Annotated in this window: 15 protein-coding genes; 12 read left to right on the top strand and 3 right to left on the bottom strand. The window is 62.9% G+C overall.

Features of this window, described 5'->3' with window-relative positions:
* Positions 1-51: 51 nt before the first annotated feature.
* The 3 genes from DYL61_RS30130 to DYL61_RS30140 all read right to left on the bottom strand — a co-directional run bounded on the left by DYL61_RS30130 (position 52) and on the right by DYL61_RS30140 (position 4197).
* Positions 52-1383: an OprD family porin gene (locus DYL61_RS30130; RefSeq protein WP_135311405.1), complete on the bottom strand. Its 1332-nt coding sequence runs from the start codon at positions 1381-1383 to the stop codon at positions 52-54.
* Between the two features lie 62 nt (positions 1384-1445).
* Positions 1446-2978, bottom strand: coding sequence for an MFS transporter (locus DYL61_RS30135; protein WP_135311406.1), 1533 nt, complete (start codon positions 2976-2978; stop codon positions 1446-1448).
* A 10-nt stretch (positions 2979-2988) separates the two neighbouring features.
* Positions 2989-4197, bottom strand: coding sequence for an aspartate transaminase (locus DYL61_RS30140; protein ID WP_135311407.1), 1209 nt, complete (start codon positions 4195-4197; stop codon positions 2989-2991).
* A 439-nt stretch (positions 4198-4636) separates the two neighbouring features.
* Here DYL61_RS30140 and nac point away from each other — a divergent pair, with 439 nt between their 5' ends.
* The 12 genes from nac (at position 4637) to DYL61_RS30205 (ending at position 14291) form a co-directional block, all read left to right on the top strand.
* Positions 4637-5542 carry a nitrogen assimilation transcriptional regulator NAC gene (gene nac / locus DYL61_RS30150; protein ID WP_105698215.1) on the top strand — a complete coding sequence of 302 codons (906 nt, stop codon included), beginning with the start codon at positions 4637-4639 and terminating at the stop codon, positions 5540-5542.
* A 114-nt stretch (positions 5543-5656) separates the two neighbouring features.
* A complete protein-coding gene (locus tag DYL61_RS30155) occupies positions 5657-6070 on the top strand; it encodes an acetyl-CoA carboxylase biotin carboxyl carrier protein (RefSeq protein WP_135311409.1) in 414 nt (137 codons plus the stop codon).
* 28 nt (positions 6071-6098) lie between these two features.
* On the top strand, positions 6099-7451 hold the full coding sequence (gene accC, locus DYL61_RS30160) for an acetyl-CoA carboxylase biotin carboxylase subunit (RefSeq protein ID WP_135311410.1): 1353 nt from the start codon (positions 6099-6101) through the stop codon (positions 7449-7451).
* Positions 7448-8104: a 5-oxoprolinase subunit PxpB gene (gene pxpB, locus DYL61_RS30165; protein ID WP_167498018.1), complete on the top strand. Its 657-nt coding sequence runs from the start codon at positions 7448-7450 to the stop codon at positions 8102-8104. Before accC ends, pxpB begins: the two co-directional genes overlap by 4 nt.
* A complete protein-coding gene (locus DYL61_RS30170; RefSeq protein WP_135311412.1) occupies positions 8101-9075 on the top strand; it encodes a 5-oxoprolinase subunit C family protein in 975 nt (324 codons plus the stop codon). The genes pxpB and DYL61_RS30170 overlap by 4 nt, the downstream gene beginning before the upstream one ends.
* Positions 9072-9470: a biotin/lipoyl attachment domain-containing protein gene (locus DYL61_RS30175; protein ID WP_135311413.1), complete on the top strand. Its 399-nt coding sequence runs from the start codon at positions 9072-9074 to the stop codon at positions 9468-9470. Before DYL61_RS30170 ends, DYL61_RS30175 begins: the two co-directional genes overlap by 4 nt.
* The gene (locus DYL61_RS30180; protein WP_135311414.1) at positions 9467-10240 is read left to right on the top strand and encodes a LamB/YcsF family protein; all 774 of its coding nucleotides are present in this window, start codon (positions 9467-9469) and stop codon (positions 10238-10240) included. Before DYL61_RS30175 ends, DYL61_RS30180 begins: the two co-directional genes overlap by 4 nt.
* A gap of 93 nt (positions 10241-10333) precedes the next feature.
* Entirely contained in the window at positions 10334-11086 is a 753-nt protein-coding gene (locus tag DYL61_RS30185) for an SDR family oxidoreductase (RefSeq protein ID WP_105698222.1), read from the top strand.
* A 109-nt stretch (positions 11087-11195) separates the two neighbouring features.
* Positions 11196-11897 carry an amino acid ABC transporter permease gene (locus tag DYL61_RS30190; RefSeq protein ID WP_135311415.1) on the top strand — a complete coding sequence of 234 codons (702 nt, stop codon included), beginning with the start codon at positions 11196-11198 and terminating at the stop codon, positions 11895-11897.
* 6 nt (positions 11898-11903) lie between these two features.
* A complete protein-coding gene (locus DYL61_RS30195) occupies positions 11904-12647 on the top strand; it encodes an amino acid ABC transporter permease (protein ID WP_105698282.1) in 744 nt (247 codons plus the stop codon).
* A gap of 23 nt (positions 12648-12670) precedes the next feature.
* Complete coding sequence (locus DYL61_RS30200) at positions 12671-13399, top strand: amino acid ABC transporter ATP-binding protein (RefSeq protein WP_181157332.1); 729 nt, start codon at positions 12671-12673, stop codon at positions 13397-13399.
* Between the two features lie 58 nt (positions 13400-13457).
* Positions 13458-14291 (top strand): ABC transporter substrate-binding protein, encoded by an 834-nt coding sequence (locus DYL61_RS30205; protein WP_135311416.1) that lies wholly within the window; start codon positions 13458-13460, stop codon positions 14289-14291.
* Positions 14292-14564: the final 273 nt, after the last annotated feature.

The raw sequence follows: 14564 nt of genomic DNA on the forward strand, positions 1-14564 counted from the left end.
AAGCCCCCTCCCACATTCGATTGCATCCAGGCTGGGGAGATGTGTCGGGCCTTAGAGGATATTCAACGGATAGCTGACAATCACCCGATGCTCATCACTGTCACGCTGAGTGGTCACCTCAGTCCGCAACGACGCATGGCGCAACGCGATGCTCAGGTTTTTCAGCGGGCCTTGCTGGATCACATAGCTCACGGTCAGGTTACGTTCCCACTCGCTTTTATCCCCCGTTGGCGTGCGGATGTTCGAGCCGCTTTCGTACATGCCCATAAAGCTCAAGCCCGGTACGCCGACTGAGGCGAAGTCATAGCCGTAGCGCACTTGCCAGGTGGTCTCGCCGGCTCGCTGGAACTTGCCGATCATCGATTCGGTCATGAAGTACGCCGTGGAGCCGTCCCCCTGGTTCAGCCACACCGCATCGCTGTCGCCGCTCACCTGTTGCAGGCCGGCGGCGATGGTGTGGCCGTCGACCAGGTAGGTGAACAGGGCGCTGCTCAGGCGGCTGTCGACTTTGCCTTTGGTCACGCCGTCGCCATAGTAGCCGAGGGTGTAGTAGGCCGGGTCGTTGCTGTTGGCGCCGTCGGAGCGGTTATCGAAGTGACGCAGGTCGGTGCGCAGGGTGCCGGGGCCGACTTTCCAGTCGTACTTGAGGCCCAGGAAGTGCTGTTTGTAGAAGTCCTGCAGGTTGCCGTAGTAGTACTGCAAGGTCAGGTCTTGGGTGGGTTTGTAGTCCACACCGCCATAGTAGAACTTGTTGACGAAGGTGCCGCTCACCGCGTTGTTGGCGCCGGGGATCGACATGCCCATCTGGTTGCTCGACCCACGGCCCTTCACATGCTCCAGTTGGCCGAGGGTGAAGGTGAAGTTGTCCAGGTCCTTGGACTGTATCTGGCCGCCATTGAAGGTCTGTTGCAGCATGCGGTCGGTGGACATCACCACCGGCAGCATCGGCACCAGGGTGCCGTATTTCAGCTCGGTCTTGGCGAAGCGCGCCTTGGCGGTCAGGCCCAGGCTGCCGAATTCGTCCACGGCGCGGCCGTCATGGTCGGTGGGGAAGATATTGCCGTTGAACGCGGTGCTTTCCGGGTTGTAGTGGCGGCCTTTGCCCGAGTCCAGGCGTACGCCGAACATGCCGATGGCGTCCACGCCAAACCCCACGGTGCCTTGGGTGAAGCCCGACTCGAAGTTGGCGATAAAGCCCTGGCCCCATTCCTGGGTGTAGTTGGGGTCGGCGGCGCCGCTGCGGTTGTCGGCGTTACTGAAGAAGTTGCGGGCCAGCACGTTGAGCTTGCTGTCTTCCACGAAGCCTGCGGCGTAGCCTTGCTGGGCGATCATCAGGCCGCAAAGGCCGGCGAGTACGGTTGGTGCGCGATTGAACAGCTCCATCGGTGTCATCCCCATATGTGGTTGGTTTTTTTGAGGGCAGTGAAGGGCGGCAGTGAAGGTTTTTATTTTTCAGGAGCAACGGTGGTCGGCACGACATGCAGTCGCACCGGCGGCAAGCGGTACAGGATGAACAGGGCCAGCACGCCGATACCGGCGCACAGCAACAGGCCCACGCCGACGGACTGGGCCAGCGCATCGCGGGCCAGGTTCAGCCAGGGCGAGGCGTCGAGGTTGGTATGCAGCAGGGCTTGCGGGTCGGCGTATTGGGCAATGCCCTCGGCGTGATCGGCGGCGAGAAACACCCGTTGCAGGTTGGCGCTGTAGAGCAGATTGACCAGCACGCCCATGCCTGCGGTGCCGAGTAAACCGCCGACCAGGCGCAGGGATTGGGTGAGCGCGGTAGCAATCCCAAGAAACTGCCGCTCGGCCAAGGTTTGGGTGAACACCGTGAGGTTGAGCAGGATAAAACCCAGGCCCAACCCCGCCAGCAGAATCAAACCCAGCAGCAGATTGAACGACGCTCCTCGCCCGACCACCGCCAAACCCAGGCACGCCAGCAACAGCGCGACAAAACCACCCAGCGGCAAATGATTGGGGTTGCGCAGGCGCGTGACGATACGGCTGTTGACGATGGCGCCCAGGGTGATGCTCAACGCCAGCGGCGTGATCAGCAATCCGGCGTCCTGGGGTGAATAACCGTAGGCGCCTTGCAGCAACAGGGGCAGGTAGAACAACAGCGAAAACATGATCGCCCCGGCGGCCACCGACAGCGTGAACAACAACCGCAGGCTTGGCAGGCCGAGCAACGCCGCCGGCAACAACGCGTGAGGGCAACGCCGCTCCCAGTGCCATAGCGCAATGACCGCCGCGATGCAGCCCAGGCCCAGTGCCGCACTCAACGCCAGGCTCGAATGCCCCAGCCACTCCACAAACAGTTGCAGGCTGCCCAGGGCCATCGCGATCAACAGCGCGCCGGGCCAATCAAGGCGAATACCGACCCGTTGTTGCGGGCGGTACCAAGGCAGAAATCGCCAGGCAATCAGCAGCGCCACGCAGCCCAGCGGCAGGTTGATATAGAACACCGAGCGCCAGCCAAAGGCGCCGGTCAGGTAACCGCCTAAACCAGGCCCGATGGCATTGACCACGCTGAACAGCGCGCTCAACAACATCTGCCAACGCAAGCGTTGGCGGGTATCGGGAAACAGTTCGGGGATGCAGGCAAACGCGGTGCCGATCAGCATGCCGCCGCCGATGCCTTGCAAGGCGCGGCCGATCACCAGTACCAGCATGTCATTGGCCACTGCGCAGGCCAGGGAGGCCAGGGTGAAGATCAACGTGGCGGCCAGCACGAACGGCTTGCGTCCGTAGTAATCCCCCAGCCGCCCGAAAATTGGAATCGTGACAATCGACGCCAGCAAGTAACCCGTGGCGACCCACGCATAGAGTTCAAAGCCGTTCAGCTCGGCGACGATGCTCGGCAAGGCGTTGCCGATCACGGTCTGGTCCAGCGCCGACAGCATCAGCACCAGCGAGATGCCGATCATCGCCAGCAGGGCCTGCTTGAAACTCAGGGGAGGGTGGGCCGCCACGGTCATCCCATCGTCCTCAGCGCAACGCGGCGACGGCGGCGGCAATGCGCGCGCAGCCCTGGTCGAGGGTGCTGATATCGGTGGCAATCGACATGCGGAAGAACGGCGCCAAACCATAGGCGGTGCCGGCGACCACCGCCACGCCCTGGCTTTCCAGCAGGTACATCACCACGTCGCTGTCGCTGTCGAGGGTTTTGCCCTCGGCGGTTGTTTTACCCAGCAGGCCGCCGCAGTTCACATACAGATAGAACGCACCATCCGGTTTGCGGCAGCTTAAGCCGGGGATCGCATTGAGCAGTTCCAGGCAGCGGTCGCGGCGTTGCTGGTACACCTCGACGCTGTGCTTGACGAAGCGTTGGTCGCCATTCAGTGCTTCCAGTGCGGCCGCCTGGCTGACTGAACAGGCGTTGCTGGTGGACTGGGATTGCAGGGTCGCCATGGCGCCGATCAGGTCGGCGGGGCCTGCGGCGTAGCCGATGCGCCAGCCGGTCATGGCGTAGGTCTTGGACACGCCGTTGACCACCAGGCTGCGGTCCTTCAAGCCCGGCTCGATGGCCAGGATATGTGGGTTATCCAGGCCTTCGTAACGGATGTGCTCGTAGATGTCATCGGTCATCAGCAGCACGTGGGGGAAGTCCAGCAGCACATCGGCCAGGGCGCGCAGTTCAGCCGCGCTGTAGCTGGCGCCGGTAGGGTTGCTCGGTGAGTTGAGCAACAGCCAGCGGGTGCGTTCGGTGATGGCGTTGCGCAGTTGCTCGGGGGTGAGCTTGAAGCCTTCGTGTTCCGGGCAGGCCAGGGTTATGGGCTCGCCTTCGCAGGCCAGCACCATGTCCGGGTAAGAGACCCAGTACGGCGCCGGGATCAGCACTTCATCGCCGGCGCCCAGGGTAGCGGCGAACGCGTTGAAGATCGCGCTCTTGGCGCCGCTGGTCACTAGCACTTGGCCGGCGGTGTAGCTCAGGCCGTTTTCGCGGGCGAGTTTGTCGACGATGGCCTGGCGCAGCTCCGGGGTGCCGGCGTTCTGGGTGTAGCGGGTTTCGCCGCGCTCAATCGCCGCGCTAGCGGCGTGGCGGATGTTGGCGGGGGTATCGAAATCCGGTTCGCCCACCACCAGGTTGATGATGGACTGGCCCTGGCGGCGCAACTCGTTGGCGCGGTCGGACGCGGCGCTGCTGGGCGATGGTTTGATGCGTTGCACACGGGCGGCGATGCGGGAGGCAGTCACGGGGCGTTCCTCGTTGGTGGCGTTGTCTGGGGCAACAGTACGAGGCGCGGGGGAGCGGGCCATAAGACGAGATCGTTCTGGGTTGATAGGCTGCGCTTATGGCTGGCAGCGCACCAGAGCGGTGCGTCCAGCCAGGCATGCGCCGCGCAGGTGCTCGGGATGGTTATTTTTGGGCAGCCATAGCAAAGCCTTATGGCTGCTGAGGGGGATGGCCTGTCTTTTGCAAACCTGCCTGATGTAGGCAGATCCACCTGATGTATGGAGATCCATCTGATATGTGGAGAACCAAATGTGGGAGGGGGCTTGCCCCCGATGAGGGAGTGTCTGCCACTGCATGTGGTGACTGACAGACTGCTATCGGGGGCAAGCCCCCTCCCACATTTGGATCTCCACACATCAGTGATGGAATGCCACCTCCCCTAACAAGAGCACCGCCCACTTGAACCTGCGCCGATTGAAGTACTTTGTGAAACTCGTCGACATCGGCAGCATGACCCAGGCCGCCGATGTGCTGCACGTGGCCCAACCGGCCTTGAGTCAACAACTGGCCACTCTCGAAGCCGAGCTGCAACAACAGCTGCTGATCCGCACCAAACGCGGCGTCACTCCCACCGAAGCCGGCAAGGTGCTTTATGGCCATGCGCAAATCATCCTGCGCCAATGCGAGCAAGCCCAGAGCGATATCAACGCCACCGGCCACGCGCTGTCTGGGCAGGTCTCGGTGGGACTCGCGCCGGGCACGGCGGCGTCCACCTTGTCGCTGCCGCTATTGCGCACCGTGCGTGAACGCCACCCCGGCATCCTGTTGTACCTCAATGAAAATTTCGGCACCACCTTGAGCGAGCTGATCATGAACGGTCGCATGGACATGGCCGTGCTGTACGGCGGGCGCGAGGTGCATGGCCTGAGCTTCGTCTCGCTGTTGCGCGAGCCGTTGTACCTAGTCAGTGCCGACCCGGAGATCGTCGGGCGTGAAACCATTCCGCTGGCCGAGCTGGCTGACATGGACATGCTGTTGCCACGGCCCTACAACGTGATGCGCCGGATGGTCGACGAAGCCTTCCTGCGCATCGGCCTGGGTGCGCGGGTGGTGGCGGAGATCGAGTCATCCACCACCCTCACCGCAGCGGTGGCCGATCACTTCGGCTCGACCATCCTGCCCGAGTCATCGGCGCGGGTGTTGGCGGCGGACCCGGCGGTGCAGATGTGCCGCATCGTCGAGCCCGAGGTGGAGGCGCCGTTGGCGCTGTGTTTGTCGGGGCACTTGCCGCTGTCAGTGCCGGCCCAGGCGGTCAAGGCAATCCTGCTGGAGCTGGTGGCGCAGATGCGTGGCAGCGCGGTTTGAGGGGTCATAAGGTCGGCTTATCACCCCAAAGCCAAAGCGTCTTGGCTGGTTTTCGAGGGGCTCGGTAGATTGAGGTCATCCACTCAATACACGCTCGACAGGCAGGGGCCACACATGGATTCAGCACGTATCAAGGGGTTGATGGATTTGCTGGCCGAATCCGATCTGCTGGAACTGAGCCTGACCGAAGGCGACAGCACCTTGCGGTTGTTCAAGCAGGCGGGACAGGGCGTTGCAATCGTTGCACCGGCAGTGATCGCAGCGTCATCCAAGCCCGCAACCGCCACTGCGACTGCGACTGAGATCAAGGCCAGCCTCTACGGCGTGCTGCACCTGACGCCCGCCGTCGGTGAGCCGCCATTCGTGAGCGTCGGCCAGGCGATTGACGCCGGGCAGACCGTGGCAGTGATCGAGGCGATGAAGATGTTCCACCCGGTCAAGGCCAAGGTCGCCGGAACACTCACAGAGATCCTGGCCCAGGCCGGGGTGGAAGTCGAAGCCGGCCAGGCCCTGTTCCGCCTCGGTTGACCCTTATTCGTTATTTCAGGTGAATTCAATGTTCGACAAAGTGCTGATCGCCAACCGTGGCGAAATCGCCCTGCGCATTCAGCGTGCCTGCCATGGCCTGGGCATCAAGACCGTGGCGGTGCACTCCGAGGCGGACCGTCACGCGCAGTATGTGCAAAACGCCGATGAGTCACTGTGCATCGGCCCGGCTGCACCTGGCCTGAGTTACCTCAACCAGACCGCCTTGCTGTTTGCTGCCAAGGTCACCGGCGCCCAGGCGATTCATCCGGGCTACGGCTTTCTCTCGGAAAACGCCGGTTTCGCCGAGCGCATCGAAGCGGCCGGCCTGACCTTTATCGGCCCCAGCGCCGCCTGCATCCGCACCATGGGCGACAAGGTCGCCGCCAAGCGCGCCATGCGTGAAGCCGGTGTGCCGTGTGTACCGGGGCCGGATTCAAGCATGCCCACCGACGACGCGAGCATCCTCGCCATTGCCGCCGAGATCGGTTACCCGGTGATCGTCAAGGCGGCGGGCGGCGGCGGTGGTCGCGGCATGCGCGTGGTGCAGGAAGAGGCCGAGTTGCTCGCGGCGATCGCGCTGACTCGCGAAGAAGCGCGTTTGGCCTTCGGCAACCCGGAACTGTATATCGAGAAATTCCTCGGCCACCCGCGCCACGTGGAAATCCAGGTGCTGTGCGATGCCCACGGTCACGCCATCTGGCTCGGCTGCCGCGACTGCTCGCTGCAACGTCGCCACCAAAAAGTCCTGGAAGAAGCCCCAGCGCCCGGCATCGACCCGGCCCTGATCGCCAAGGTGGGCGAACGCTGCGCCGAGGCCTGCCGCCAGATCGGTTATCGCGGCGTTGGCACCTTTGAATTCTTGTACGAAGACGGCGAGTTCTTCTTTATCGAGATGAACACTCGCTTGCAGGTTGAACACCCGGTCACCGAAATGACCACCGGCATCGACATCGTGCAACAGCAGTTGCGCATGGCCCGTGGCGAAGTGCTGAGCCTGCGCCAAGAGGAGGTGCAGCTCAACGGCCACTCCCTGGAATGCCGGATCAACGCCGAAGACCCGATCACCTTTATGCCCACCCCGGGCCTGATCCAGCGTTGGGAAGTCCCCGGCGGCTTTGGGGTGCGCGTCGATTCCCACGTCACCACCGGCTACCGCGTGCCGCCGTATTACGACTCGATGGTGGCCAAGGTCATCACCCATGGCGCCACCCGTGAAGAAGCAATGGCACGTATGCGCCTGGCCCTGAAAGAACTCATCGTGGAAGGCATCAGCACCAATATCCCGCTGCACCGCGACATTCTCGATGACCCGGCCTTTCAAGCGGGCGGCGTCGATATTCATCACCTGGAGCGCTGGTTGCAGCAAAGGAGCCCGACATGAGCACCGCACCGAACATCAGCCTGTTGGGTTCCAGCGCCTTGCTCTTCGAAGCGCCGGGCGAGTTGGACCTGGCCCCGCAGCAACGCATCTGGAACCTGGCCCTGCAAGCCGGCGAGTGGCCGGAAATCCACGAGGCCGTGCCGGGCATGAACAACCTGATGCTGACGTTTCTCAAGCCGCCGCGCGAACTGAACGCGCTGCGTGAGCGCCTGCTGCAAGCCTGGGAACACAGCGAGCCGTTGCCGTTGGAAGGGCGCATCGTCGAACTGCCGGTGGTGTACGGCGGCGAGTTCGGCCCGCATATGAGTGATGTGATCGCCCACACCGGGCTGGATATCGAGACCATTGCCAACCTGCATTGCGAGCCGCTGTACCCGGTGTATGCGTTGGGCAGCCACCCCGGTTATTGCTACCTCGGTGGCATGGACTCGCGCTTGGCCACGCCACGCCGGCAAGTGCCGGTGCTGAATATCGGCGCCGGTTCCGTGTCCATCGGCGGCGTGCAGACTGGCGTGTCCGCCTCCGCCGGCCCCAGCGGCTGGAACACCATCGGCCGTACCGAAATGTCATTTTTCGACCCGACCCAAACCCCGCCGGCCATTTTGCGGCCGGGTGATTTCCTGCGCTTGCGCATCGAGAGGATCATTCGATGATCGAGATTCTATCGGCCACCGCCCTGGCCACCGTGCAGGACTTCGGCCGCTTTGGCAGCCTGGGTCAAGGCGTGGGGACGTCGGGCGCCATGGACCACCTGGCCCTGGCGTTGGGCAACCTGCTGCTGGGCAACCCTGAAGACGCCGCTGCGATTGAGATTCCGTTGTTTCCGTTTGAAGTACGGCTGGTGCAGGACTGTGCGTTTGCGGTGACCGGCGCCGCGTGTGATGCAACCTTGGACGGCCAGCCGTTGCCGCCGAACTGGGTGTACCAGGGCCGCGAAGGCCAGGTGCTGAGCCTGGGTTATCCCACTTCCGGCAGCCGCGCCTATCTGTGTTTGGCCGGTGGCGTGGACGTGCCGTCGGTGCTCGGCTCGCGCAGTACCCAATTGCGCGGCGAGTTCGGCGGTTTGGACGGCCGCGCATTGCAACAAGGTGATCGTCTGGCCGCGTTGCGCCCCGGCGTCAGTGCAGTGCCGTTGGACTTCGGTGTAGTGGCGCCCAGTCTCGCGCTGCCGTTGCAGGTCGACGGCGTGCCCGCCATGCGGGTGTTGCCTGCTGCCGAATACGAGCGCTTTCAAGCATCTTCTCGCGCTGCGTTTTGGCGCGGCGAATGGAAGATCACCACGCAAAGCAATCGCTACGGCTACCGCATGGAAGGCGAACCCTTGGTGCCCATCGCACCGATGGAAATCCGCTCCCACGGTATCGTGCCCGGCGTGATCCAGGTGCCCCATGGCGGCCAGCCGATCATCCAGATGCGCGACGCCCAGCCCAGCGGCGGCTACCCCAAGTTTGGCAGCGTCATCGAGGCTGACCTGTGGCGTTTGGGCCAGGCACCGATTGGCAGCAACGTGCGTTTTATCCAGTGCACCTATGAAGAGGCCGTCGAGGCCCTGGAAACCAATCGCCGTTACCTGCGCGAAGTCAGCCGCCTGGTGGACGTGCACCGTGAAGGAGCCAAAGCATGACCCTTGATGAAATTCGCCAACTGGCGCTGTGGCTCAAGGAACACCACCTGGCCGGCGCCGAACTGAGTCGTCCCGGTGTGCACTTGGCGCTCAAGCGCGGCGCGGCAGCGGTCAGCACTTCGCTGGCGCCAGTCGCTGTGGCGACGGCTGAAGACAACGTGCTGCGCACCACCGGCCTGGGTCGCCTGCTGTTGACCCATCCCCAACTCACCGAGCCGTTCGTGACGGTGGGCGATCAGCTGAGTGCCGGGCAGCTGGTGGCGGTGCTGCAAGTGGGCGACCTGTTGTTGCCTCAGCGCAGCCGCGAGGCCGCCAGGGTTGCCGACGTGCGCGTGCCCTGCGGCACCCTCGTCGGTTACGGCGAAGCCATCCTCGGCCTGGAGCAACCCGCATGAAGATCGACCTCAACGCCGACCTCGGCGAAGGCTTCGGCCCATGGCGCATGGGCGAAGATGAAGCGCTGATGAGCCTGATCTCGTCGGCCAACGTTGCCTGCGGCTACCACGCCGGCGACCCGCTGATCATGGACACCACCGTGCGCCTGGCCAAGGCCGGCGGCATCGACCTGGGGGCGCATGTGGGCTTTCCGGACTTGATGGGGTTTGGCCGTCGCCAGATGCACATCGAGATCAAGGAACTGGCTACCTACGTGATCTATCAGCTCGGTGCACTGGCCGGGATCGCCGCTGTGAATGGCCATCGCATGACCCATATGAGCTTCCACGGCGCCCTGGGCAATATGGCCGCCGCCGATGCCGCGCTGGCCGAGCCGCTGGTGCGGGCAGTGGCGGCGTTTGATCCGACGTTGATCATCAGTTCATCCAGCAGCCGCGCCATTGAAGGCGCCGCCGACAAATGCGGACTGCGCGTGGCCACCACCTTTCTCGCCGACCGCGCCTATGACGATGACTGTTTGCTGGTGCCGCGCAAGATCGAAGGTTCGGTAATCAAGGAGCCTGCGGCGGTCTTGAAGCGCGTGCGCCAATTGCTGGAGGAGGGCACTGTCACCGCCCTGAGCGGCAAGGTGCTGCGGGTGCCGGCCCATTCGATTTTGCTGCACGGCGACACCCCCGGCGCGGTCGAGTTGGCGCGCACTATTCGCCAGGAAATCGAGCAACTGGGCGGGCACATCGCACCGATTTCCCAGCTGCTGGCTGCGTCATAAGCAGGCCTTATCGCCACACAACCATTGCGTCTTGGTCCAGCGCCTGAAGGCTGGATAGAGTCGAACCATAACCCGTAGCACAAGGATTCCCCCATGCCATTTTCCGACTACAAAACCGCGCTGGTCACCGGGGCTTCCTCCGGCATCGGCGCCGCCGTTGTCGAGCGTCTGTGCCAGGAAGGCGTGCAAGTGCATGCCTTGGCCCGTAGCGCCGATAAATTGCAGGAACTGGCCGCCAAGACCGGCTGCATTCCACACGCCATCGACGTCACCGACATCGCCGGGCTGACCCGGTTGTTCGCTGAAAACACCTTCGACATCCTGGTCAACAACGCCGGTGTCGATAAACCCGGCTCGCTGCTCAAGGCGGACGCCGACGGCATCGACCTGCTGATCGACGTCAACCTGCGCGCCGTGTTGCACCTGGCGCGCCTGGCGTTGCCGGGCATGGTCGAGCGCGATTGCGGGCACATCATCAATATCAGTTCGATTGCCGCCGCCTACAACTTTGGCGGCAACTCCACTTATCACGCGACCAAGGCAGCGGTGAGCATGCTTTCGCGCCAGCTGCGTATCGATGCATTCGGCAAGCGCGTAAGGGTCACCGAGATTTGCCCGGGCCGCGTGGCCACGGACATCTTCGCCCACGTGCACGGTGATTCCGAAGAGACCTACAAGCGCTTCGTCGAAGGTTTTGAACTGCCCCAGGCCGAAGACATCGCCAACGCCATCGCCTTTGCGATTGCCGCGCCGATTGCCGTCAACGTCGGGCACATGGAAATCACCCCGACCTTGCAGGTGCCGGGCGGGCTTTCCACCGCGCGTCCCCAGGACTATCAGGGCTGAAACCAGCCCCTTAAACCAGAACGGATCGATCCGTCGTCGCTGCATCCCGCCACGGCCCCGCCGGGTGATTTTGATTTCTGCCCTAGCCCAATGCCGATAGGGATTGACCATGAAGCAAGACTTCGATTTGGCCGCGATTCTGCAAGGCGAGTACGCCGAGCTGATCGTCAAGGGCATCGAAATGACCTTGCAGCTGGCGTTGTTCGCCTGGCTGCTGGCGATGATTCTGGCGCTGGCGCTGGTCACGGTGCGCCTGACCGGCAACAAACTGGCCGACCGCCTGGTGGCGGGGTATGTGTCCTATCACCGCAACGTGCCCACCCTGGTGCAACTGATGCTGTGGTACTTCGGCGTGCCCACGCTGCTCAGCGAAAACACGCAGCTGTGGTTGGCCAGCCACAACACCGAGTACCTGTTTTCGGTGATCGCCCTGGGCCTGTGCCAGGCCGCGTATTTCTGTGAAGACATGCGCAGCGGCCTGCGGGCGATTCCCGCCGGGCAGACCGAAGCGTCCCGCGCCCTGGGCCTGGGCTACGTGCGTTCGATGCGCTACGTGATCCTGCCCCAGGGCGTGCGCAACTGCCTGCCGTCGCTGATCAACCACACCGTGCTGCTGTTCAAGAACACCAGCCTGGCCATGGCAATTGGCGTGATGGAACTGACCTATGCCAGCCGCGAAGTGGAGAACTACACGTTTCGCACCTTCGAGTCGTACCTGGTGGCGACGGTGTTCTACCTGGTGTTTTCACTGCTGCTGATGGGCGCCGGGGCGTTGCTCGCCCGGCACTTCAGCAAAGCCCTGGCGAGGTAGATGGCGATGTTCGATATCGTTGAAATCCTGCAAAACAACTGGACGCTGTTCCTGATCGGCCAGTACCCCCACGGCCCTTTGGGCGGCCTGGCGAGCACCTTGATCCTGGCCGCGCTCGCGCTGTTGCTGGCGTTTCCGTTCGGCCTGTTGCTGGCGCTGGCACGGGTATCGCCGTGGAAGGGCTTGTACTGGGTGGCCACGGTGTGGGTCTACGTGCTGCGCGGCATTCCGTTGCTGATGGTGATCTTCTGGACCTACTTCCTGGTGCCCCTGCTGATCGGGCACAACATCACCGGCTTCATGACCATGCTTTGCACCCTGGTGATCTACCAGAGTGCGTACCTGTGCGAAATCATTCGCGGCGGGATCCAGGCGTTGCCGGGCGGGCAGTACGAGGCGTCTCGCGCGTTGGGTCTGGGCTATGTGCGCACCACGGTGTGGGTGATCCTGCCCCAGGCGTTGTACAACGCGTTGCCAAGCCTGATCAGCCAGTTCATCTCGATCATCAAGGAAACCTCCCTGGGTTACGTGATCAACGTGCAGGAAGTGACCTTCGCGGCGAACCAGGTCAACAACCAGTTGCTGACCAAGCCGTTCCAGGTGTTTTTCATCCTGGCGATCACCTACTACCTGCTGTGTTTCGGCCTGACCCGCCTGGCTGCCTGGGTGGAGCAACGCATCGCCCGCAAGCGCCTGGGCAATGGTGTGCAAACCGTGCCGGGCAAACCGTTGCTGGCCACCGATAATTGAAGAGGGCTGCGCTCATGCATCCAATGATCATGTTTTCGAAAATCAATAAATGGTACGGCGAGTACCAGGCCCTCACCGATATCACCGCCGAAGTGCAACCCGGTGAAGTGGTGGTGTTATGTGGGCCGTCGGGCTCGGGCAAGTCGACCTTGATTCGCACGGTCAACCGCCTGGAAGACATCCAGAACGGCCAGATCCTGTTCGACGGCCAGGACGTGCACGGCACCGATGCGCAGGTCAACCGCCTGCGCAGCCGCGTGGGGTTTGTGTTCCAGAGCTTCAACCTGTTCCCCCATCTGTCGGTGCTGGAAAACATCACCCTGGCGCCGAACAAGTTGCGCAACCTCAAGGGCGCGGCGGCCAAGCAAAAGGCCATGGAACTGCTCGACCGCGTGGGCCTGGCCCATAAGGCCGGGGCTTACCCGGCGCAGCTCTCCGGCGGCCAGCAACAACGGGTGGCGATTGCCCGCGCATTGGCGATGGAACCGCCGGTGATGCTGTTCGACGAACCCACCAGCGCCCTCGACCCGGAAATGGTCGGTGAAGTGCTGAGTGTGATGAAAGGCTTGGCCAAGGACGGCATGACCATGATGTGCGTGACCCACGAGATGAACTTCGCTCGCGAAGTGGCCGACACCATCTGGTTTATGGACGCGGGGCAGATTCTGGAAAAGAGCAGCCCCGACGCTTTCTTCACCCAGCCTTCGCACCCGCGAGCGCAACGCTTCATCGCCGACCTGCGGGCCCACTGAGCCGCGGCGGCTTTGCTCCCTCTGCCATTTTGCTGGTCCAACTTTCTGGAGATTTCCCATGGGTATGAAGCATCTGTTTATTGCGCTGGCATTGGCTCCGTTGGCTGTGTCTGTCGCACAGGCCGACCAGTTGAGTGACATCCTCGCCAAGCAATCCCTGAGCTGCGGCGTGTACGCCGATGTGCCGCCATTCTCCGCGCCCGACCCGAAAACCCGCGAGCTGGTGGGCATGGACGTCGACCTGTGCAAGGCCCTGGCCAAGACCATGGGCGTGGCCCTGGAGCTCAAGCCGCTGTCGGTTGAAGCGCGCATTCCCGAAGTGAAGATGGGCCGCGTCGATGTGATCTTCGCCAACCTGGCCTACACCAAGACCCGCGCCGACCAGATCCAGTTCAGCGACCCGTACTACATCGCCAAGGAAACCCTGGTGGTGCGCGCGGCCAATGCCGACCAGCCGAAAAGCTTCTTCAAGGACAAGCGCATCAGCTCGACCAAGGGCTCCACCTCCGAACAATCGATCCGCCTCGCCGGCGCTACCCCGGTGACCTTCCAGGACACCGGCTCGGCCTACATGGCCCTGCAACAGAACAAGGTGGTGGGGTTGGTGACCAACACCATGACCGCCTTGAAACTGGTCAACCAGGCCAAGGCCGGTGGGGTCGAGCTGGCGATAGCCAAGGAACCGATGGCGCTGGAACCGATTGGCGCGGGGATGCGTCGTGATGAACCGGCGTTTCTGGCCAAGGTGAATGAATCGTTGATGGCGATGGAGAACGCCGGGGAGATCGATGCGATCTGGGATCGCTGGATCGGGCCGAACACCGAGTACAAGATGGTGCGTGAGAACAAAGTGCAGAGCCTCAGCGCTCTGAAATTCGACCCACTGCCGTAAAGGATTTCCAGTTTCCACCTGATGTACAAAGCTCAAAATGTGGGAGGGGGCTCGCCCCCGATGACTGAGTGTCAGCCGATACATCTGCAAGCTGACCCACCGCCATCGCAGGCAAGCCAGCTCCCACATTTGGCCTTGTGCCAGGCTCAAGAAACAATCACACCACCAACCCCCTGTGGGAGGGGGCTTGCCCCCGATGGCGGTGTGTCAGCCGATACATCCGCAAGCTGACCCACCCCCATCGCAGGCAAGCCAGCTCCCACATTTGGCCTT

The organism is Pseudomonas nabeulensis, from assembly GCF_004682045.1.
Lineage (GTDB): Bacteria > Pseudomonadota > Gammaproteobacteria > Pseudomonadales > Pseudomonadaceae > Aquipseudomonas > Aquipseudomonas nabeulensis.